Genomic DNA, 21,939 nt, shown 5'->3' on the forward strand with positions numbered 1-21,939 from the left:
GTTGCGGCGGTGATAACGATCTCACAACTTCGCCTCAGCCGAAGGTTGCAGGGCCTCCGGCAAGGAGACGCATGCTTTCTTCTCTCGAGGTTCGAGTCGAAGTGAGCGAACATTCGGATCCCGGTATCAATCAAACGAAGTTATCTGACCTTCGCTCGAACCTGTGAAGAAGCCGGCTGATTTGTAGTTCTGATATGCAATAATGGGAGTGGATAAAAAAAGCGTTTCGGACGTTTTTACGAGGCGGAGTTGCGATGAGCAGTTCCGCCTCGATTTTTTCTTGCGTTTCAATGATCGATTCAACGAGCAATCAGGCGCATTTGGAACGAATGTGCTGAGGGACCCCCGTCCAACCTCGCCTCCATGCCAAAATCGCTTTCACGACGATTCGATGAAAGCGAGGCATGATGGATGATCTGATGGAAAGCGCAAATGGCTACCTCGACTACTGCAGACGGGTCAGGAGGCTGAATGACAAGACGCTGAAGGCTTACCGGTGCGACCTCCTTCAATTTGCGAAGTGGCTCCAAGAAAACGAGATGGCGTTCGACGATCAGGGCATCCTCGGCTACGTCGCTTTCATGAGCGACAAGTACGCGCCAAGAAGCGCCAAGCGCAAGATCGCTTCAATTAGGACATTCTCATCCCATCTGCATTTGAAGGATTGATTGAAGGATCCGTTTAGCCTGGTGGAGATCAGGATGAAAGAGCCGAAGAGACTTCCAAGAACTATCCCCTTGGACGATTTGGCGCTCGTCGTCGGCGGAAGATGCCAAGTAGGGGAGGGGCTTCAAGGCTGCATTCGCATGCGCAATAAGATGATCGCCGAGCTCCTCATCGCGGCCGGTATCCGCGTATCGGAGCTCTGTTCCCTCGACGAATGCGATTTCGATGCCCGGAGTAAAAGTCTCCTGATCAAGGGGAAAGGGTCGAAGGAGCGGGATCGAGAGCAGTATCACTCTGGTCGCCTTCCCGTCGTACACTGTGGCGCTCCATGTGCCCCTCTCCGAGGTCGGTGTCATCGGCGAAGGAGGAAGGTCTCTTTTCGTCAATCGGTTCGGAGTTTGGCTCTCGGAGCAGTCGGCCAGAAATGTTGTGAATGGTCTCGCCTCTCTGACCGGCGTTTCTTCGCACGTGACTTCTTCTACATGTTCAGGCGCATGTTTGCCACGATAGCCCTCGAGGACGACGTCGACATCCGTCGCATACAAACCCAACTCTGCCGCAGCTCACTTAAGGCCATGCAGATATACACGTACGTTTCCTCGAGCAAGCTACGAGATCATGCGGTGTAATAATCCAAGGGACACCTGGACGGATCACTGAACGACCGAAGGATCTTCCGATAATCACCGATTGCGGGTTGATTACGCAATGCGTGCAGGCGGCTCTGTTTTCTATGATGTCGTTTAGTCCCGGAATTTGTATGACGTGTTGTGCTTGATGCATATATATATCTTGCGTCTCGCTGCAGCGCGTTTTCTGTAAGATGCTCCATTTTCGTCATTTGAGATTTTGGGATAGAAGTGCTGATGAGACATTATGTTCTTAAAACTTTATTGGAAAGTCGTGAACTGCTATAATACAAAATTACATGATTATACTGCACATAAATAGAGGAACACATGGATCCTATTGACATCCAAAATCTGCTTCTAAGAAATGATAGTCTTTTTAACCATCTCCATGTGATTGAGCAGGAATTTGACATTGTTCCGGCTAGTAAACATTTTGGAATGGCTGTGAATTATACGGATATTTCTCCCCAACGTAGGGGGTTTATCTGTGAATTGGTTAACACTGCCGTTGACTGGGTTTATGGGAAGGCCAAACAAGAGGCTATATATCAACAGCTAATAAAAGAGGGCAGATCGATTGGAAGTGCTTCTGCGGAATTAGTGCGGAGTACTCATAGTAAATTTAGAAAGTCCGAAAACGCAAACCTTCTTAATGGGCAATTTGGAGAACTATTGCTTTCGAATTGTATTCAGCGGTTCATGTCCGCTGTACCTGTACTCAGAAAGATGCCCATTGCTACAGATGCTATGCACGAACGATTCGGTGCAGATGCAATTCACTATAAAAAATCTGGCGACACTCACGCCTTTTACCTTGGGGAAGCAAAAAGCTATAAAAGCCCCTATAAGTTTAATGTTGCTTTCGAAGATGCGCTTACCAGTATTTTAGGTACATATGCTAGCCTTGATACGGAGTTGCGTTCATATCTTTATGAGGACTTTATTGAGCCCGAACTGCAAACCGTAGTCGATCAACTTGTTCGCGGAACCCTCAAAAATACAAAAATGAACCTTGTATCAATTGTTGCCTACAATGAAACTAAAGAAATAACCGGTGAGTGCGAAGCTGATATAAAGAGATGTATTGAGACCATAATACGAGATAGATTTGTTGGTTTTGATAACAACAAAATCAAAATAGGAGAAAATATGATTCTTAACAGGATTACATACATTGTTTTCCCTATATGGGAGTTTGACAAATTGCTAGATGAATTTGCCTCTCTCATAATGAAATGAAGAATTCGGGTTAGTTATCATGGATATCGAAACAGAAGCAACCCTGCTTAAGCTACTAGCTATTGACATGAATGATGTTGCTAAAAAATTGAAACTGATGGGATCTAGTGACGTTACTCTTGAGCAAGATGATCTGAATCAAGCGGTTTGCGTGTTGAATCGCCTTTCTGTATGTACCGACGAAGTTTCGAAGAATTGTTTTATTGCTATCTCAGCTTTACTTTGGGAACATTCACGTAGCGAGTATTCAGGACTTAGAGATATCTTGATTGTCTTGCTTTCAAGAATTGGATACGCGCCATCAAGCATCATCCTTGACCCCACATTTAAAGATGACCATAAGTTTGAGCCGCTCAGTAGTATTCTCTTCCAGTGGGGTGCTACTGCAAATCAGTTGAAGTATGAAGTCGAGGTTAATGAGCGTTCGTTTTTGTTAACCGATTATCAGCGACAAATATGGGAATCGATGGAAACCAAAAAACTCGTCGGGGTATCTGCTCCAACTTCTGCTGGGAAGTCCTTTGTCCTTTTATTGAAATGCGCAAAAGCGGTGATCGAAGGGCAAAATGATATTGTATATATTGTGCCGACACTCAGTCTAGTTAATCAGGTTACTGAGGATTTTATCGATATATTCTGCCAGTTAGATTATTTTGATTATGAAGTATTCAATTCTTACAATGCAGAACTAAAAACCGATGCAATGCCTCAAATATTCGTGCTCACGCAGGAGCGAGCAATTTCTGCATTCTCTATGAGAGAAGCACCTTTTGACAAGCCGTTTGTGCTTATAGTTGACGAAATCCAAAATATTGAAAGAGTGTCCGCAGGAAGTTCAGAAATGCGTTCAAAAATATTGTTAGACGCTATTCTCGAATTTAGATTTTCACCTAGTGTAGAAAAAATTGTCTTGTCAGGACCTCGCATTTCTGGGATCGACACACTTGGCATGAACCTCTTTGGCGAAGAAGACAGGCTGTCGATTTCAACGGAAATAAGCCCTGTTCTCAATATCACATATAGTATTGAGAAAATCGGAAACAGTTTTTACTTTAAGCAGTATTGCTCCCTTCTAGAAACACCCAGAAAGGAGTTGATTGCTAATTCTTCCCAGATAGTTGGACACGGAGGCAAGCGCTATGATGATGCATTTCTTGAATACTTGACATCGTTGATACAAAATTTGGGACGCGATTCTCAGAACATAATTTTTGCTCCGACAAAGAACCAAGCACGTAAAACCGCTGTTGCTATTGCGCAGGCTTTTGAAGAGGATAAAAGCTGCTCTACCCTATCTAGCTATCTTAAAGAAACGGTTCACTCCAACTATATTTTGGCTGAAATTATTAATCACGGGGTTGCTTACCATCACGGTGCTCTACCTGATCATGCTCGAAAAGTTATTGAGAAAGCTATAGGAGAGAGAATTCTAAAAAATGTTTCCAGCACAACAACATTAATGCAAGGTGTTAACTTGCCCACTCAAAATATAGTTATTCGAAACCCTCATTTATATATCAGCAAGAAAGAAAATTCGGTGGAATTATCTAGCTACGAGATGGCTAACTTGCGCGGGCGTGCTGGAAGGTTGCTAAAAGACTTTATTGGGCGCACTTACGTTTTAGATGAAAATGAGTTCCTGAAAAACTCTGAAGAGTATAAACAGGAGTCTCTTTTTGAAAACACATACAAGGAGCTCGATTCTTCATATGAAGGCGCTTATAAGGTACATGAAAAAGAGATTGTCGCGGCTCTCGCGAACGAGTCTCCCTCGTATAGTCTAGAGAAGTCATACAGGCATATTGTGATACATGTGAGACAAACACTTCTTAAGTATGGCCGCGATGGTGCGCGAAGGCTTTCCGCCATTGGGATTGATCTTCCGAAAGAGGATTTTGAAAATACACTCAAGTCACTACGCGGTATAGGGGTTTCACGGGAAATATGTGCAAAAAATCGGTACTGGGATCCTCTTGTGCTAGACGCTTTGCATAAAGATCAAGATTTGCCTCCCGTTCCTACAAGGGTTGGTGATAGAAACAATGCTAAGATGTTGGAGCAGCTTCTTGGTTATCTGAGAAACAATGATCGATACTCCAGCTTTTTCATTGATAGAATACCAAGTAGATACCATAACGATATAATGTTATCTATACTATGTTCGCTGACAGTAAGCTGGGCTGGTGAGAAGCCGCTGAAGAAAATACTAGATACAAATTACTACAACACCAACCCCGAGTATATTGACGACGCTATATCACTTCTGCAGAATGCAGTGGCTTTCGATCTGCCTGTTCTTTTAAGGCCAATTTATGACCTCCGTGCGCAAGAGTCGGTATTCCTAACTTTCATTGAATCCGGAGCATATAGGCCCGTTACAAGAAAACTCATTGAAATAGGGATTCCTAGAGAGACTTCGATATATCTTACGGAAAACTACCTTAATAGGCTTGATGGCACCTCCGAATCTCTTTACGAAGACATCAAAGGTGCAATTCGTAAAGAGATTGCGCAAATTCCATATTGGATTCGCATCCAACTATCCACTTTGCAATAGTGTATATACGGGTTTGCGCAGGCCTGCATGTGTGACCGTATCCTGTAGAGGTGTTGAGTCTCCTTGTTGGAGCGGAGTGTAGGAAAAAACTTGCTACTTCATTCGTGTCGGAATTGCTCGATTGTTTTACGAGATTGAATTACCCTGATGTTGCATGACTTCGCATGAATTTCGCTATTGCTTGAAGGGGTATAGCCGCTTCCTCGTAAGGGACGTCCTCGAAGAGTAGGGGAGCAGTGATGTCCCTGTAATCGTTGCGATACGCATCATCTTTGATGATGGCTTCGAGGACGAGTGGGACATCTACGTCATCTTGCGCGGAGGGGCATCCGTGCGCACTCTTACGCTGTTGGCGTACCGTATCGAAAAGGGCGGCGAGCGTTTCGTCGAAGGATATGATGGACGACAGCTTGTAGAGGTCGTAGATGTGCCTCGACTGCCGGGGCGGGATTGGACCTGCCATGTAGTAGTCGCATAGGGCGAACACCTTGTCGACGAAGGTGCGTTCGATAGAGTTCGTTATGAGCTTGAATGGCTCGAGCTCATATTCCGAGACAATATCGTGGAAGCCTTCGTCGATGCAAAGACGGTAGAGATAGCTGTCAACTGTTTTGGCAACTGCCGGGGATGCGGGGGTCATGACCGCTGTCTCGATTATCAGAGTGTCGCTGCTGAATCCGATTCCTGTCGAGGGAAGGGGAATGAGGTACTTGTTGAATTCTCGGCGGCTGCGGGTTTCGTCGAGGTTTTCGATGGCGAGTCCCATCTCCTCGACGGCGTGCGTGACCGCGGCTTTCATGCGCTTGCGTTGCCCTTCGGTCGCGTGTTCGACTTCCAGGCCGAGGTCGACATCCTCTGAAAACCGCGATATGGCGTTGTGGCATTTGGAGAGGCAGGTTCCTCCCTTGAAGACGATCTCTGGGTTCTCGCGCGTGATGAGCTTCAATGCCAGGTATATGAAGTAGTCCTTGACGACGAATGCTTCTGCGAGAGCGTACCGTTTTGCCGCCCTCGCGACGAGTTCGCCCCAATCCTCCTGGTTTTCATGCAAGTACACCGTTCGCCTCGCTTTCGAGGAGTCTTAAGGCTGTTTTACCTGGATAGCATCTCGCGCATTCGACCAGCTTTCGCCTGTCCACCTTCGAGGCGAACTCCTTGAGGCGTGCGAGTTCGTCCGAGGCGAGGCTGTCAACGGGCGCGTAGGTCAAGATGTCGAGCAGCTGCAGCGCCTCGACGTTTTCGGCGGTCACGGGGATCCTTGGGCGGCGCAGGGTGATCTCCCGGTAGCCTCCGTGCGGCTCTATCCTGCGTGAGCGGGTGGACTCGCGGTTGGTGACAATCTCGAGCGTACCGGGAACCTGGTTGGAGATGCCGAGCTGGTTCTCGAGAGCCAGGCCGGTGACGTAGCCATACACCTCGCCGCCGTCCGTCAGGTATTTCTTTTCGAGTATCTTTGTATCGCTGATCGTCGACGGGCCGAACCGCGTCTTGGTGGGGATGTAGTAGACACCCTTGCGGGGCTTTGTCAGCCTCGAAGAGGCGACGGCGCTGCGAAGATGACGGTAGAGTGTCGCCTCGGGTATCTCCGGGAAGGTATCCCTGATCTCGTCGAGGAGGATGGGACGGTCCGTTCCGAAAGTTTGTGTGAGTATGTTGACGAAGTCTTCCATGCCGCGATGATAACATGTGATAGTGAATTCTACAACCAAATAGTAATATACTACAAGAATGTCCAAGGATCCACGCAGATGAGACTCTGCTTATTTACTCTGCAATGGAATAATCAGGGAAAACAGGAGGGGAGCTTGTGAAAACGTTTGAGGAAATGGTAGCCCTATTCGAGCAGGCAAACAAAGATTTTTTGTTTGCTAACCAAGACCTATTCGAGGTGGAAGTGTCGGAGCGTACATTATGCGGTGCGCTCATGATATGTATTCATGAGCTAATATCACGGAATGGGGCATATAGCGGATACTATGCCGATGTCGAATATAATCGCAATGAGGGGGATCTTAAGACTATATGCAAAACTATGCGAGGGGCGGATGGTGGAGTAGTTCGAATCACCTGTGACTTGATTCTGCATAGTCGGGGTCACCATCCGGAACAAGACAATTTAATCGCTATGGAAATGAAGAAGTCTTCAGGTCATCCGGAAGACAAGGATAAAGATCGCGAACGCTTAAGGGCATTAACGAAAGACTCGTACGATGATGTGTGGGTTTATGACGGGTATTCGTTTCCTGAGCATGTTTGCAGGTATGTATTAGGGGTCTATTATGAAATCAACTTTTCAGACAACGATATTTTGCTTGAATACTATCGCCAAGGTTTATGCGTAAACACTTATCATATGCCGTGCAGATGCGACTTGAGGGCAGGAATATAGCCGAATCGTTTAACGGACAGCATGTGTGAGATTCAGAATCGACGTGTCGGTCCTTTCTGCATCATTTCGACCGCGCCATTCAATCTCTCTCACAGTTCTTGCTGTCATCTCGAAGAAGTTATCTAGCTTGTGGTTCCGGTATGCAATAATGAAAGCAGATAAAAAGCGTTTCGGACGCTTTTTGCGGGGTGGGGTTGCGTTGAGCAGTTCCGCCCTGATTTTTCGTCTTGTTTTCTGACAAAACCTCGTGGACTTTTCAGGTCATTTCATCATAAATATACCTATTTTCCTATTTGCTTCTGCTCGGCAAATCTTTGCGTTAGGTCTGTGATTGCCCCGAGAGGCTCCATTGTGTCCTCGCGAAGATCACCCTTGAAGAGCGGAAGAGTGCAAGCGGCTTGATGATATGATGGGTGTTGTGGTGGCAGATAGAAATGGGGAGTCGATGGGAAGCGATCCAGTAACTCGCTAGCTGTTGCATGTCCTAAATGGATAAAGGCTTGCGCTACTCCCAACTTTTAGTAGATTAAAATAGGAGACAAATGTTTAGCTCAGATCGACCCATCGGTAATATCTACGAAGATCTTCTTGGAAGAGACGTTTTCGCAAAGAGAATAGCTGGGGCAATTTCCGAAATACAAACTGATGAATCAATAGTGCTCGGGCTTCATGGTGCGTGGGGATCAGGAAAAACCTCCGTGATAAATATGGTAGTCGAGGAGCTTGGGTCCTTCGATCCTGATATTCTTATCGTTCAATTTTACCCGTGGAATCGAATTGAGGATGCGAATCTTACTACGGAGTACTTTCAGGTATTAAAAGAAAACATCGACAAGAAGCTGAAGAAAACGAACTACAAGGGAAGGAGGCTCAAAGAGCTAAGCAAAGCATTAGATGATTACTCAACAACGCTTAAAGGCGGTAAAGAGAAAGCGTTTGCGGGGTGGATGTCTAGGCGATTAGCTGAAAAATCTAGCAGGTGGTTTGGCAGCATTGAGGAGAGAAAAGAAAGAGTTTCGAGTCTTCTGTCGGCATACGAGATGAAAATTCTGATTGTTATTGATGATATTGATCGCCTTTCCGACGCTCAAATTCGTTTAATATTTCAGCTTGTAGCATCTATTGCTGATTTTCCTAGTGTGAATTATCTTCTTTCTTATGATAAGGATATTGTTGAAAATGCTCTTTCAGTGATTCAAGGGTGCAATGGCTCAGAATATCTTGAGAAAGTGATTCAGGTTCCAATTCGAATACCTGAGATAAATCGAAATAAAGTAGCTGATTTGCTGAGTGAAGAACTTGGCAATCTCTTGAGATACGTTTCGTCAGAGAAAGAACTGTCTTTCATGATGGAGAGAGCGGAATTGCTGCGCTATTGCGTTTTCCCGTATGTTGAAACGATGCGCGATCTTAAGCGATATAAGAACGTCCTTGAGTTTGAGCTGTCCGGGTCAAAAAACAAAGTATCTCCCCTTGATATAGCCGCAATTGCGTCATTTACCTCGTTTGTACCGGAACTGATCCCCTGGATCGTCGCCAGTAAAGGGGTGCTATGCGGGAGGAGTGGAGGTGGCTACGTCCCCCAAAAAGCTGAAGGTTTAAAAAAGGAGTATGAGGCTGAATTTGCTAACCTTCTCCGAAGCGATCAATCCAGAGCTACAACAGTCGTGAAGTCGCTTGCGAAGCTTTTTCCCGTTTTTGGGCAAACGGTTGGCCTCTCTCATGCGATCATTTCCGAAGAGTCTCTTCGTATGAAAAAAATGCTGGCTCACGGTGATATATTCGATGCCTATTTTAAGGGAGCCATTGACGCGTACACCTTTCCGCATTCGCAAATTATGAATATGGCTTTTGAATACGATCAGGAGGCAATAACCGGAATAATTGAAAACTCATTCGAAAAAGGCAATTATGGCGAGCTATTGGAAGGGTTTCTCGGCATAGCGGACGAAATTGGCGCTTCAAGAGCATCCATTATTTTCCACTCCTTCTTGTTTTATATAGGAAAGACCTGTGACATTGGTGGCTTGTATTCCGAAAACTCGCGGACAATTGATTTATTGAACGCAATGCTGGAAGTTATCGGAGTTGATGGAGCTTCACAGCTAGCAAAAAACACTATCACCGAATTAGACATCGATGGCCTCATCGCGATTGCCCCATTTATAAGCGAGCAAGAGCGTGCTTTCGATAGATATGGTTTGAAAGGAGGTGGTTCGTATAAACAGCTCGTTGACCAAGATACCCTTGAATACATCGAAAGAAAACTTGCTTCTACGATGAAAGAAGGTATGGATGGTCTTTTAGTTCTAACGAAAGAGGGCATTCGGATCTCTATGTATCTGTGGGAGAAATTCGATGCCGAGTCTTATGAAAAGTGTTTGAGAGAAGCCGTCGGTTTGCCGATGGGCAAAGCACTTATTGCTCAGCTTTTTACATCCACGTGGTATGGTGGGCATACATATGGTTGGACTGTCGACGAAAGCTTCAAAGAATACATTTCTGAAGAAGAGATTCTGGATGGCATTTCGAAGACAGTGCTGCAAGAATCGTTCTGGGAATTGCCAATTGGCCTAATTGAGCGCGTCGCAGCTTTTTCGATTGGAGTTGAGGGAAAGTGTTATGGCCTCGGTGAAGATAGAATCGATAAAGCAGCAGCCGAAAAACGTATTGAAAAGTGGAAATTAGTGAACGTATCAGCGGTCAAAGGCCAATAGGAACCTGTCACCATACAGTAGCAATCACGATGAGAGTTGATTATTCGGAAGGCCAATTGCAATAAACATTGCAAGCTAGAATTCAATTGAGTCGCAAATTGATTTTAGCAATTACATAGAAGTCGATAGATTAGAGCAGCGACGTGGTCATGGTCTGCGTTGCTGCCGTGCCCTTGGTTTTGATAGCGTGTATATCGATGCTTAGTGTTGTCGGTAAATTCAATAAGAATACGAAAATATACTATCAACCAACAACGCCAGGGATGCAAAAGATGCGCCGAGATTTTGCAGATGCTGGAGAAATCGCTAAACTCTGATTGCAAAACTCGTAACCGAAATCGCAAAGCATCTCTCTAGCCAAAAATGGCTCAGGTTTCATTTTTGAGAAGTTATTTACGCAGGTGGGAGCCTCGCCGATTGGGAAAAATTGCATGGGTGCAAATTGAGCGAGTCGGCGCAACTACTATGCACACAGGCTACCATCAGGCGTTATAATGCCGCTTCAGAATGAGATTATTCACGTGGCGCTGGGAGCAGGATGTCGCAGGTTCGAATCCTGTCATCCCGACCATTTTTCTTTTTGAATCGGATCGGCGTCTGTGCAAGTGGCTCGCAATCTTGCAAGATCTCGGCATTCTCGTCACAAGCGCAAACGCCGTCGGCAACCGTTTCCTTCCCGTTTCGCGTCCTGTGCGCCGCGCGCGCCTTCTTGTCCTACCATGTTTTCAAATGAGCATGAGACTAGATAAGGGGCGATAGCGATGGAATCCGTCCATTCCGAAGCTGATCGTGAGTTCGGCGATCTGCTGACAACCTTGCGCGTCCGTTTCGAACAACATCCCGAGCGTCATCTTGATGCGTCATGGGACGACGTGCGTCTTCGCCTTGCGGCGGCTCCCGGGAAGCTGGCCGTCTTGCAGGCCATGGAGGCATCCGGCGGCCAACCTGACGTCGTGCGCGATCGAGCCGCTGGCGATGCGCTCGCGTTCTTCGACTGCTCGCCTGAAAGTCCTGCCGGGAGAAGAGGCTTGTGCTACGACGACGCAGCGCTTCAAGCTCGCAAGCGCAACAAGCCGCAAGGGAGCGCGCTTGGCGTGGCGGATGCCATGGGCGCGAAGATTCTCACCGAAGCTCAATACCGGGGCTTGCAGGAGGTCGGTGCGTTCGACCTCAAGACGTCGAGCTGGATAGATACTCCTGACGACGTGCGCGCTTTAGGCGGCGCGCTGTTCTGCGACCGTCGTTACAACCGCGTGTTCACGTTTCACAACGGAGCCGATTCCTACTATGCGGCGCGCGGGTTCCGCGCAATGCTGGAATTGTAGCCTTGCTGACTCAAGGGAAGCGAAGGAAAAAAGAAGCCCGATCGCGATGATCGGGCTTCTTGAGCGTTCGTGGAGCGGGTGACGGGAATCGAACCCGCGTCATGAGCTTGGAAGGCTCAGGTTCTACCATTGAACCACACCCGCATATCGCATTAAGCGCGGCGCCTATTGTACCGCAAGTTTCTCCGATGCGCGCAAAATTATCCCAGGGAATCCACGAATCCGGTCGAACCCGGCCATTGACGCGAAAACCCAAAGCGGGAATCGAGCCGCTTTCGCCCCGATGCTTGCCGTCCTGTGCGGTGGAAACCGGAAATTTTGGCAGGAATCGATGCTTTTTACCGCATGCGAAGCGGTTTGCGGCAACATCCCAATTCATCGCGCAAGAGCCATCGTCGCGAAACGCCTGCTCGAAAGCGCACCGCGACTCGGTCGAATTGAGATCGGGTCGCGGTGCACGGGGTCCTGCGACTTCGGCGCGGGGGAGGGGGCGGCGCCGAAGCCGCAGCGCAAAGATGTGCCCGGTGCGTTCGACGCCAAGCGTTTGGAAGGGATGCTTGGCGGCTGCAAAATCGTCTGCACCGGGCGAAACGGCTTACTTGCCCAGGTACTCCTTGGCGTCCTTCATTGCCAGGCGCCCGGAGTTCACGGCCCAGGCGGCTTGCGAGCCAGGTGCGAACTTGACGTCGTAGGAGTCGCCGTACAGTCCGCCTGCGTCGGAGCCTCCGGCGTACAGGCCCGGAATCACCTGGTCCTTGTCGTCGAGGACTTGTATCTTCTCGTTCACCTTGATGCCGCCGCACGTGGTGTAGAACCCGTCAGCGGTTTCGCACAGCCAATAGGGGCCTGCGTCCACCTTGTGCATGAACTTGGATCGCTTGCCGAATTCCTCGTCGGCGCTGGGGTCTTCTCCGTCCAGGCCCGCCGCGACGTCGCAGTAGGCGTTGTACTGCTCGACGGTCGCCTTGACGGCGGCGGGGTCCAGCCCGACTTTGGCGCAGAGGTCTTCCAGCGAATCGCCCACGTGGCAGCCTTCGGCTTTTTGCAGGACCTCGCGCGCTTTTGCCAGCGGCGTTCCCGGCGTGCCGAACGAGAACACTTGCCCATCGGGGCCGTCGGCTTCCCAGCGTTTCATATCTGCTTCGGTGAACAGGGCGAACGTTTTATCCTGGTTGCGTACGCACATGCCAGCGCCCGAGAAGTCGTCCAGCCAGAGGTCTTCTTTGCAGAATCGCTGGCCCTTTTCGTTGAGCCATACGGTGGGCTGCACGCCTACGGAGTACGCGTCGGTGGTCCACGTTGCCGTAACGGCTCCTATAGTGACGGGTCCGCACCACATGACGGTGCCCAGGCCTTCGGCGAATTCGGCGCCGGCGTCCTTGGCCATCTTCAATCCGTCGCCTGCCCGGCAGTCCATGCCAAGCGCCTGGATGTTCTCGTTTTTCGTTTCGGATACGCTGTAGAGCATTTCGGGGTTGTTCGCGTAACCGCCCGTGCATATCATGACCACGGGCGCTTCGACCTTCAATACGTCGCCGTTGTCCTTTTCGGCCAGAACGCCGGCCACTTTGCCGTCTTCCAGGATCAGCTTGCGGCCGAATGTGTTGAAGTGAGCTTCAACGCCTAGTTTCTCGGCCTCCTTGCCGAAGCACTGCATGAAGTAGCCGCCGGGACTGGCGTTGTCTCCCTTGTCGTAGACGTGCCATACCTTCGGACCGGCGCCGATGGAGATGTTCCCTTCGAATTCGATGCCGTGGCTTTCCAACCAATCGATGGTTTCGGACGTCTGCCCGAAGAAGTTCTCGTACAGCTTGTGCTGCGGAATCCAGTGATGGTAGTTCAGGCACGTGTTCGTGGCGTTCTTCACATCGTACGGGGCGTTGGGATTGTAGGCGCCGGCGAACATGATGTCGCCGTCTGCCTTGGTGAAATGCGTTTCCAGGGCCGTCATGCCTTCGGTTCCGATGAACGATCCGCCGTATCCGGAAAGACGCTCGATCACAACTGGCTTGAGACCCAGGTCAATGGCTTGGATGGCCGCTGCTGTGCCCGTTCCTCCCGCACCGACGATGCATACGTCCGCCTTGACGGTTTCTTTCGGCTCTCCCAGTTCGGGGATGTTCCACAAAGCGTCGCTGCCGTTTGCGGCAGGCTCGTTGCCGCCCGCTTCGGGCGCGGAAGCCGGGTCCTTGCTGCCTGTGGCGGGCGCACTCGGGCTGCAGCCGGTCAGCGCGGCTCCGGCGAATCCTGCGGTCAGAATGCCGGCCCCTGCGAGAAACGATCGACGACTCAAGTTGCTGGTTGCTTCGGACATGATGATCCTCCTTGTACGTCGCTTCCCTGAGAAGCGATTCCAGCCGCCCTCCTGCGGCGTGCCTTCAGTTTGGCCCTTCGGGATCGGGTTGCGCAATGGATTCGCAGCCAGCTAGCCGATGCCCCTTGAAACGTTTGGTTTCACCCGTTCGTACGCGGTTGGTAGTACAATAAGGTTCGATCTGGAGAAGGGGAGGGAGGGCTCCATGCTTCAGGACAGGTGCGACTACTTCATACTGGCGTACGAATCGCCCAGCTTCAGCGCTGCCGCCGCCAAGGTTCCCATGTCTCCTCAGGGATTCACGAAGGCTATTCGCAGTATGGAGCGCGAACTGGGAGTTTCGCTGTTCACCATGGATGAGGACGGCTCGCGCGTTGCCACGCCGTACGCCCATGAGTTCTACGAGTACGCCAAACGCGTGCGAGCCGAGCGCAATTTGCTGGCAGCTGCGTTCGATCGCATAGCTTCGAGCGGCTACGTCGAGCTGCGTATTGCCTGCTCGCTCGGCATCCCCGGTTTTCTCGGCTGCGATTTCTTGCAGGATTACCTCAAAACCCATGCAGACGTGTCCATATCGCTGTGCGAAATGCCCGACGCTCTGTGCGAGGCCGCGCTGAGAGAGGGTCTCTACGACATGGCTTTGACCGTCGTGCCGTGCGACGAGGAGTTCGAATCCCGGCTTCTGTACACGTCTCCCGTATGGTATTGGGTGCGCCGCGACGATCCGCTCGGCGATTGCGAATCCATCGGTCCCGAGGACCTTGCGGGCCGACGCATCGCCATGCCCGGCGACGATTTCAAATGCTACCGCGCGCTGTCGGATTGGTTCGCGCGCGCCGGAGCGAATCCGCCCGAGATCGTGAAGTACTCCGAGATTTTCTGGATATACGAGTTCGTGCTGCACGGGAGGGGCGTCGGGTTCACGCTGCCTCATTTGGCGTGTTTGGAAGTGTTCAAGGGCAACGAGGACGTGCGCGCCGTGCCTTTACGCGGATTTACGTGGGGATTCGGGGCGTCTCGTCTGAAAACGCGAACTCCCACGTCTGCTGAAGACGAGCTGGTGGAGTACTTGTGCGAGCGTGCCGCTCGTCTGCGCAAGCGATTCTGAGTGCGCAGACGAGAAGTCGGGGCACCGCTTTAGGATACGATGCCCCGCAGGTACGAGACGATGTCGTCCGATTCGTACAGCGGACGGTTGCCGATAACGAGGCAGGGGACTTGCTTCTTGCCTCCAATGCGCACAAGGTCGTTCTGGTTTCCCGGTTGCAGCGTGTCGCGCGTGTCCATGGTGATCTTGTTCGCGTCCATGAATCGTAGAACTTTTTGGCAGTACGGGCAGGATTTCTTGTAGTAAAGCGTGTGGTTTTCCAGGTAGGGCATGTGCGGCTCCTCTCGATGCGCTGAGCAAGGGCGAGCGTTTCTGTTGGTGATTTAGATTACTATTCTAACTTATCATCTTTAGGGGAAGCGCCCTGCGACGCAGCTGTTGCCAATCGGTTTCCCGAACGGGCGTCGAATGGGCGCGGGGTTTCCAGCCTGTTGTTGGAAAGAAAAATAATGCGCGAAAACTATTGCAATAGAAAAAGAAATTTGAAATAATTCAAAGTTTTTTAAAATGGAGTCAGTAAAAAGCCGTTTCGCGAAAGCGAAACGGCTGGAGCAATCTGGTGCGCCCAGCAGGACTCGAACCTGCAACCGACGGATTAGAAGTCCGTTGCTCTATCCATTGAGCCATGGGCGCGTTTCATTGAGCATCGGTATTATACCTTAAATGAAGCCGGGCGGGACAAACTATGAGCCAATGGGGCAATAGAGCTTCTCTCGTGGTAAAAATAGCCGTAGACCAGGGGTTTTATATAGCTCAGACCCGATTCGAAAGCATGAATGGCTCCTAAAGCGCCCGCGCTGGAGCGCAAAGCGTCGACCTGTTTGCAGGGTAATTGCATCTTTTTGAATATTTATGCATAAACACGAAACAAGGTCCGGGTGCGAAAGGGGGGAGGCACGCTTGTTTTTGTGCGAATAAGGCCGTTTTTGAGCGTCCAAACGCTTTAGTTTGCGCTAGTAAATGTGTTCAAAATGTGAAGAAATGCGTAGATTTACCTTACCATTCGCCGAAAAAGCACGTGCCTTTGTGAGGGGGTCCGTTTTGTTTCGGTTTTGTGGTTGCAATTTATTTCGAACCATGAGATTTTGGCGATGTCGAACGGACGCCCGGTGCGCAACGGGCGCTGCCGCAAGTCGAAAATCTGTAAATGCATAAAAGGAAAAGGAGGGTTGCTATGGCTGGCGTGAACGTCAAGAGCGAGATCAAGCCCTTGAAGAAAGTTCTGCTCCATCGCCCTGGCCGAGAGCTTCTGAACCTGACGCCGAACACGCTCGAAGAGCTGCTGTTCGACGACATCCCGTTCTTGAAGGTCGCCCAGGAGGAGCACGACGCTTTCGCGCAGATTCTGCGTGACAACGGCGTCGAGGTCGTTTACCTGGAGGACCTCACGGCTGAGGTGCTCGAGTCTGACCCTGCGCTGCGCGAGCAGTTCCTGAAGCAGTGGATCGAAGAGGCCGGCATCCGCACGGAGCGCTACCAGAAGATCATCTTCGACTACCTGCAGGAGAACTTCCCCGATGCCAAGGACTTCGTCATGAAGACGATGGAGGGCATCAACCTTACCGAGCTGCATACGGACAAGTCGAACTCCTTGGTTGACCTGGTTTCCGAGTCTTCCAAGATGGTCGTCGCCCCGATGCCGAACCTGTACTTCACCCGCGACCCGTTCGCGTCCATCGGCAACGGCGTGTCCATTAACCGCATGTACTCCGTCACGCGTAACCGCGAGACCATCTACGCCGAGTACATCTTCAAGTACCATCCCGATTTCCAGGGAACCCCTGAGTACTACAGCCGCTACAACACGTTCCACATCGAGGGCGGCGACATCCTCAACATCAACGATCACGTGCTGGCCATCGGCATCTCGCAGCGCACGGAGCCCGACGCCATCGACGCGATCGCGCACAACATCTTCAACGATGAAACCAGCCCGGTCGACACCATCCTGGCGTTCTACATCCCGAACAACCGCGCCATGATGCACCTCGACACGGTGTTCACCCAGATCGACGTTGACAAGTTCACCATCCACCCGGGCATCATGGGCCCGCTGACCGTGTTCGAGATCACCGCCGAAGGCGATGGTATCAAGGTCAAGGAAATGAACGACACGCTTGAGGATATCCTGGCGAAGTACGTCGGCAACCCCGTGGAGCTCATCCCCTGCGGCGGCGGCGACCGCATCGCGGCCGAGCGCGAGCAGTGGAACGACGGCTCGAACACGCTGTGCATCGCTCCGGGCACCATCGTGGTGTACGAGCGCAACGACGTGACGAACGCGCTGCTCAAGGAGAAGGGTCTCAACGTTTTGGAGATGCCCTCCGCCGAGCTGTCCCGCGGCCGTGGCGGCCCGCGCTGCATGAGCATGCCGCTGATCCGCGAGGACTAGTCTTACCCTCGCTCGTGCGATAATCTAGTTCCATCCGGTTTCTGTCTTTTACGGTGCGCCAAGACTGTGCGAAGCGGTCGAGGCGCACCGAAAAGGGGCAGGTGGAAAACTTGGCGCCGCCTGCCGATTTTCAAGTTTGTTGTCAGTAACGACGAAAGGAATGAACTATGCCTACTAGCCTGAGCGGTCGCAACTTTCTGAGGCTCCTCGACTTCACGACCGAGGAGATCGAGTACCTCCTGAAGCTGTCCCGCGAGTTCAAGAACCTGAAATTGACGGGTACCCCCCATCGCTACCTCGAGGGCAAGAACATCGTCCTGCTGTTCCAGAAGACGTCCACCCGTACGCGTTGCGCGTTCGAAGTTGGCGCTATGGACCTGGGCATGGGCGTGACCTACCTCGATCCCGGCAGCTCGCAGATGGGCAAGAAGGAGTCCATCGAGGACACCGCCCGCGTGCTCGGCCGCTTCTACGACGGCATCGAGTTCCGTGGCTATGCTCAGACCGACGTCGAGGAACTCGGCGCCAACGCTGGCGTGCCGGTGTGGAACGGCCTGACCACCGAGTGGCATCCCACGCAGATGCTCGCTGACATCCTGACGGTGCAGGAGAACTTCAACTACGACATCAAGGGCAAGACCCTGGTGTTCATGGGCGACGCTGCCAACAACGTTGCTCGTTCGCTCATGGTCGTGTGCTCCAAGCTGGGCATGAACTTCGTTGCCTGCGGCCCCAAGGAGAACATGCCGGAGGCCGAGCTGGTCGAGACCTGCAAGGAAATCGCTGCCGAGAACGGCTGCACCATCACGCTGACCGAAGATGCCAAGGCCGCCTGCACGGGCGCGCATGCCATCTACACCGACGTGTGGGTGTCCATGGGCGAGCCGGACGAGGTGTGGACCGAGCGCATCCGTCTGCTCGAGCCGTATCGCGTGACCTCCGAGCTCATGGCTGTGGCTGACCCCAACGCCATCTTCCTGCACTGCCTGCCGGCCTTCCACGACACCAACACCACCATCGGTGCCGACATCGCCGAGCGCTTCGGCGTCACCGAGATGGAAGTCACCGACGAGGTGTTCGAGTCCAAGCAGTCCAAGGTGTTCGACGAGGCCGAGAACCGCATGCACACCATCAAGGCTGTCATGTACGCCACCCTCTCCTAAAGAAAGACAAGGTGAATTAGCATGCCTTATCAGAAGGGTGACGGCAAGTCCGTTGTCATCGCGCTGGGCGGCAACGCCCTGGGCAACACGCCCCAGGAGCAGCTCCAGCTGGTCAAGGACACCGCCAAGAACATCGTCGACATGGTCGAGGAGGGCACCAACGTCATCGTGTCCCACGGCAACGGCCCGCAGGTCGGCATGATCAACAACGCGTTCGCCTACGCGAGCGCCAACGACGGCAAGACCCCGGAGATGCCCTTCCCCGAGGCCGGCGCCATGAGCCAGGGCTACATCGGCTACCAGCTGTCCCAGGCCATCCTCAACGACATGAAGCTGCGCGGCATCGACCGCTCGACGGCCTGCGTCGTGACGCAGACCGTGGTCGACCCCGCCGACCCGGCGTTCCAGAACCCCACCAAGCCCGTCGGCGCCTTCCTCTCCGAGGAGGAGGCCAAGGCCAAGGCCGCCGAGACCGGCTGGACCTACAAGGAGGACGCGGGCCGCGGCTGGCGCCAGGTCGTCGCCTCCCCGAAGCCGGTCCGCATCGTCGAGTTCGACGCGGTCAAGGACCTCATGGACGCGGGCTACATCGTGGTGTCCACGGGCGGCGGCGGAGTGCCGGTGTTCGAGAAGGAGGGCCTGTACGAGGGCGTCCCCGCGGTCATCGACAAGGACCGCTCCAGCGCCAAGCTGGCCGCCGACTTCGGCGCCGACATGCTGGTGATCCTCACGGCCGTGGAGAAGGTCTGCATCAACTTCGGCAAGCCGGAGCAGGAGGAGATCTCCACCATGACGATCGCCCAGGCCGAGGAGTACATCGCCCAGGGCCAGTTCGCCCCCGGCTCCATGCTGCCGAAGGTCGAGGCCTGCATCGAGTACGTGCGCGCCTACCCCGAGGGCAAGGCCCTCATCACCAGCCTCGAGTGCGCCGCCGCGGGCCTCGAGGGCAAGACCGGCACCATCATCACGGCGTAGTTCCCGCCGTTTGGAGTACTGAGGCCCGCTGAGGGCTTTGGGAATCCGAAACTGTTCTAAGCGGCGGCGCCTGTGTAGCGCGGGCGTCGCCGTTAACTGGGGTACTGTCGGATCATGCGGTTATGCTTCCACTGATTCGTCTATCAATTTCTCGTTCGCACCTGTCTATCCACCTCGATCCTCAAAAAGGAAGGGTTTGTATGACCGAGAAAGAAAAGGAAAAAAGCAGAAAGAAGCGTTCCATCTCTTCGTTCACCATCCTGTTGATCATCCTGATCGCACTGGCGCTGATTACGGTTGTCATGTCGTTCATGGGTGTGGAAGGTGTAACGGGAGCTACCGTTGCCAATGTGGCGACGGCACCCGTCAAAGGCTTCACCGATGCGCTCCCCGTTTGCTTGTTCGTGCTGATCCTGGGCGGTTTCCTGGGCATCGTCACGGAAACGGGCGCCTTGGACGCCGGCATTGCCGCGCTGGTGAGAAAGCTCAAGGGTAACGAGCTCATACTCATTCCCATCTTGATGTTCATCTTCTCGATTGGCGGCACGACGTACGGCATGTGCGAGGAAACGGTGCCGTTCTACCTGCTGCTGGCTGCCACGATGGTAGCCGCTGGCTTCGACAGCGTGGTCGGCGCGGCGGTCGTTTTGCTGGGCGCCGGTTGCGGCGTGCTCGGCTCGACGGTTAACCCGTTCGCGGTCGGCGCAGCCGTTGACTCGCTGTCGTCTACGGGGCTTGCCATCAACCAGGGCACCATCATCATGCTCGGCGTCATCTTGTGGCTGGTCACCTTGGCCATATCCATCGTGTTCGTGATGCGTTACGCGAAGAAGGTCAAGGCCGACAAGGGCTCCACGATTCTTTCGCTGCAAGAGCAGGAAGTCATGAAGGCCGAGTTCGGCGAAGCTCAGCAGGAAACGCAGGATGCCGAGGCGAATCCATCCGAGAAGCTTATGACGGGGCGTCAGAAAGCCACGCTTGTCGTGTTCGCGCTGACGTTTGTAATCATGATCGTCGGGTTCATCCCCTGGGGCGATTTCGGCGTCGAGATATTCGATGCTGGTTCCGCTACAGAAGAGGTGACGACGCAGGTTACCGGCGACGACATCTCTGCTAAGTGGGTCGACAAGAAGGTTGGCGGCGAGATCGCGTTCGACGGCAACGTCGAGGGCACGGTTACCACTGAAGAGCAGATCTCGGACGGCTGGTCCGCATTCCTGACGGGCCTTCCGCTGGGGCAGTGGTACTTCGACGAGGCTTCCACGTGGTTCCTCATCATGGCTATCATCATCGGCATCGTCGGTGGCGTGTCCGAGAGCCGTTTCGTGAAAGCGTTCATCAACGGTACGGCCGATATGATGAGCGTCGTGCTGATCATCGCCATGGCTCGTTCTATTACGGTGCTTATGGGCGAGACCGGCCTGGACATGTGGATTCTCGAGAATGCGGCAGCTGCACTGAACGGCTTGTCGGCGATCATCTTCGCTCCGCTGTCGTTCCTGCTCTACATCGTGCTGTCGTTCCTGATTCCGTCCTCGTCCGGCATGGCTACGGTATCCATGCCCATCATGGGTCCGTTGGCTAACTCGCTGGGCTTCTCGACCGACGTTATGATCATGATCTTCAGCGCCGGCAACGGCTTGGTGAACCTGTTCACCCCGACCAGCGGCGCTATCATGGGCGGCTTGGCGCTTGCGAAGATCGAGTACTCGACGTGGCTCAAGTTCGGCGGCAAACTGTTCGTCGTGCTTGGCGTTGCCTGCGTGGTCATCCTCACCGTTGCGATGATGTTGATTCCAGGCGCTGCTTGATCCTGATTCCGGTTTTTCGGCAATAGGCGCAAAGCAGGCGAAAAAGACGGCCTCCGCTTCGGCGGGGGCCGTCTTCGCTTGGTTGGAATGCTGCGAGAGGGGGAGGGGTCCTTACAGGGCCTTCTTCATCCAGATATGCTCGACGTGTTCGTCAAGTTCGACGGGCCCGTATTGCCGGTATCCCGAACGCTCGTAAAACGGCGTGACGCGGCACTGTGCGTGCAGGTGCATTTCCGTGGCTCCCGCCGCTTGGGCCAGTCGCTCGGATTCCGCTAAAAGGGCGGCTCCCAGCCCGCCTTTGCGCGCTTCGGGCAAGACGGCCAGGCGACCGAAGATCCAGCGGCCGGGTTCTTCGGGGCGCTCGAAATCGGGGAAGGTGCGCGCGCATCCAGCCAGTTTTTCGTCCACGTACAACGTGACATGGATGGTGCGGGGATCCTGATCGATGTCGTCGGACTCGTCCTGGAAGCCCTGCTCTTCCATGAACACGCGCGTGCGCACGATGCGCGCGTCGTCGAAGTTTCCTTGCTGGAACATCATGGCCATGCGGTTTCGTCCTCTCTCGCAACCGGGGGTGCCCGGGAATCTACAATGAGCGAACAATAGCATAAAAGCGCCCAACTGCAGAAGCTTTTTGCGAGGTCGTGTGTA

Annotated in this window: 17 protein-coding genes and 2 tRNA genes; 12 read left to right on the forward strand and 7 right to left on the reverse strand. The window is 52.7% G+C overall.

Translation table 11 applies throughout. From position 1 onward, the window contains the following. Window positions 1-404: 404 nt before the first annotated feature. The 4 genes from LG373_RS02965 (at window position 405) to LG373_RS02980 (ending at window position 5,094) form a co-directional block, all read left to right on the forward strand. Window positions 405-668, forward strand: coding sequence for a site-specific integrase (locus LG373_RS02965; RefSeq protein WP_225748944.1), 264 nt, complete (start codon window positions 405-407; stop codon window positions 666-668). Window positions 669-806: 138 nt separating this feature from the next. After that, window positions 807-1,295 (forward strand): tyrosine-type recombinase/integrase, encoded by a 489-nt coding sequence (locus tag LG373_RS12295; protein ID WP_225748992.1) that lies wholly within the window; start codon window positions 807-809, stop codon window positions 1,293-1,295. A 330-nt stretch (window positions 1,296-1,625) separates the two neighbouring features. Then, window positions 1,626-2,537, forward strand: a complete 912-nt coding sequence (locus LG373_RS02975; RefSeq protein WP_225748945.1) for a DUF1837 domain-containing protein — start codon at window positions 1,626-1,628, stop codon at window positions 2,535-2,537. A gap of 19 nt (window positions 2,538-2,556) precedes the next feature. Further along, window positions 2,557-5,094 carry a DEAD/DEAH box helicase gene (locus LG373_RS02980; RefSeq protein ID WP_225748946.1) on the forward strand — a complete coding sequence of 846 codons (2,538 nt, stop codon included), beginning with the start codon at window positions 2,557-2,559 and terminating at the stop codon, window positions 5,092-5,094. A 139-nt stretch (window positions 5,095-5,233) separates the two neighbouring features. Here the strand turns inward: LG373_RS02980 and LG373_RS02985 are convergent, their stop codons facing one another. Together LG373_RS02985 and LG373_RS02990 are read right to left on the reverse strand one after the other, a co-directional pair. After that, window positions 5,234-6,151 carry a nucleotidyl transferase AbiEii/AbiGii toxin family protein gene (locus LG373_RS02985; protein ID WP_225748947.1) on the reverse strand — a complete coding sequence of 306 codons (918 nt, stop codon included), beginning with the start codon at window positions 6,149-6,151 and terminating at the stop codon, window positions 5,234-5,236. Then, window positions 6,138-6,764: a hypothetical protein gene (locus tag LG373_RS02990; RefSeq protein ID WP_225748948.1), complete on the reverse strand. Its 627-nt coding sequence runs from the start codon at window positions 6,762-6,764 to the stop codon at window positions 6,138-6,140. The genes LG373_RS02985 and LG373_RS02990 overlap by 14 nt, the downstream gene beginning before the upstream one ends. A 137-nt stretch (window positions 6,765-6,901) precedes the next feature. On the opposite strand from LG373_RS02990, the gene LG373_RS02995 reads away from it, so the two are divergent. The 3 genes from LG373_RS02995 (at window position 6,902) to LG373_RS03005 (ending at window position 11,525) form a co-directional block, all read left to right on the forward strand. After that, window positions 6,902-7,483, forward strand: coding sequence for a hypothetical protein (locus tag LG373_RS02995; protein ID WP_225748949.1), 582 nt, complete (start codon window positions 6,902-6,904; stop codon window positions 7,481-7,483). 542 nt (window positions 7,484-8,025) lie between these two features. Continuing rightward, window positions 8,026-10,200 (forward strand): P-loop NTPase fold protein, encoded by a 2,175-nt coding sequence (locus LG373_RS03000; RefSeq protein ID WP_225748950.1) that lies wholly within the window; start codon window positions 8,026-8,028, stop codon window positions 10,198-10,200. A gap of 761 nt (window positions 10,201-10,961) precedes the next feature. Further along, window positions 10,962-11,525, forward strand: a complete 564-nt coding sequence (locus LG373_RS03005) for a DUF4256 domain-containing protein (protein ID WP_216529646.1) — start codon at window positions 10,962-10,964, stop codon at window positions 11,523-11,525. A gap of 70 nt (window positions 11,526-11,595) precedes the next feature. Here the strand turns inward: LG373_RS03005 and LG373_RS03010 are convergent. Beyond that, window positions 11,596-11,669: transfer RNA gene (locus tag LG373_RS03010), tRNA-Gly, on the reverse strand. Window positions 11,670-12,120: 451 nt separating this feature from the next. Continuing rightward, window positions 12,121-13,839: an FAD-binding protein gene (locus tag LG373_RS03015; RefSeq protein ID WP_114567554.1), complete on the reverse strand. Its 1,719-nt coding sequence runs from the start codon at window positions 13,837-13,839 to the stop codon at window positions 12,121-12,123. Window positions 13,840-14,044: 205 nt separating this feature from the next. Here LG373_RS03015 and LG373_RS03020 point away from each other — a divergent pair, with 205 nt between their 5' ends. After that, window positions 14,045-14,947 (forward strand): LysR family transcriptional regulator, encoded by a 903-nt coding sequence (locus LG373_RS03020; protein ID WP_114567553.1) that lies wholly within the window; start codon window positions 14,045-14,047, stop codon window positions 14,945-14,947. 29 nt (window positions 14,948-14,976) lie between these two features. Here LG373_RS03020 and LG373_RS03025 read toward each other — a convergent pair whose 3' ends face one another. Together LG373_RS03025 and LG373_RS03030 are read right to left on the reverse strand one after the other, a co-directional pair. Continuing rightward, complete coding sequence (locus LG373_RS03025; RefSeq protein WP_114567552.1) at window positions 14,977-15,219, reverse strand: glutathione S-transferase N-terminal domain-containing protein; 243 nt, start codon at window positions 15,217-15,219, stop codon at window positions 14,977-14,979. A 285-nt stretch (window positions 15,220-15,504) separates the two neighbouring features. Then, window positions 15,505-15,580: transfer RNA gene (locus tag LG373_RS03030), tRNA-Arg, on the reverse strand. Window positions 15,581-16,121: 541 nt separating this feature from the next. Between LG373_RS03030 and arcA the strand changes: the two genes are divergently transcribed. The 4 genes from arcA (at window position 16,122) to LG373_RS03050 (ending at window position 21,288) form a co-directional block, all read left to right on the forward strand. Then, window positions 16,122-17,339, forward strand: a complete 1,218-nt coding sequence (gene arcA, locus LG373_RS03035; RefSeq protein WP_114567551.1) for an arginine deiminase — start codon at window positions 16,122-16,124, stop codon at window positions 17,337-17,339. 167 nt (window positions 17,340-17,506) lie between these two features. Then, window positions 17,507-18,502: an ornithine carbamoyltransferase gene (gene argF / locus LG373_RS03040; protein ID WP_114567550.1), complete on the forward strand. Its 996-nt coding sequence runs from the start codon at window positions 17,507-17,509 to the stop codon at window positions 18,500-18,502. A 21-nt stretch (window positions 18,503-18,523) separates the two neighbouring features. After that, complete coding sequence (gene arcC, locus LG373_RS03045; RefSeq protein WP_114568045.1) at window positions 18,524-19,477, forward strand: carbamate kinase; 954 nt, start codon at window positions 18,524-18,526, stop codon at window positions 19,475-19,477. A 200-nt stretch (window positions 19,478-19,677) separates the two neighbouring features. Continuing rightward, complete coding sequence (locus tag LG373_RS03050; protein WP_114567985.1) at window positions 19,678-21,288, forward strand: YfcC family protein; 1,611 nt, start codon at window positions 19,678-19,680, stop codon at window positions 21,286-21,288. A 111-nt stretch (window positions 21,289-21,399) separates the two neighbouring features. On the opposite strand, the gene LG373_RS03055 is transcribed toward LG373_RS03050, so the two are convergent. Then, window positions 21,400-21,834 carry a GNAT family N-acetyltransferase gene (locus tag LG373_RS03055; RefSeq protein ID WP_225748951.1) on the reverse strand — a complete coding sequence of 145 codons (435 nt, stop codon included), beginning with the start codon at window positions 21,832-21,834 and terminating at the stop codon, window positions 21,400-21,402. Window positions 21,835-21,939 lie beyond the last annotated feature (105 nt).

This window comes from Paraeggerthella sp. Marseille-Q4926 (assembly GCF_916618935.1).
Taxonomy (GTDB): domain Bacteria; phylum Actinomycetota; class Coriobacteriia; order Coriobacteriales; family Eggerthellaceae; genus Paraeggerthella; species Paraeggerthella hominis.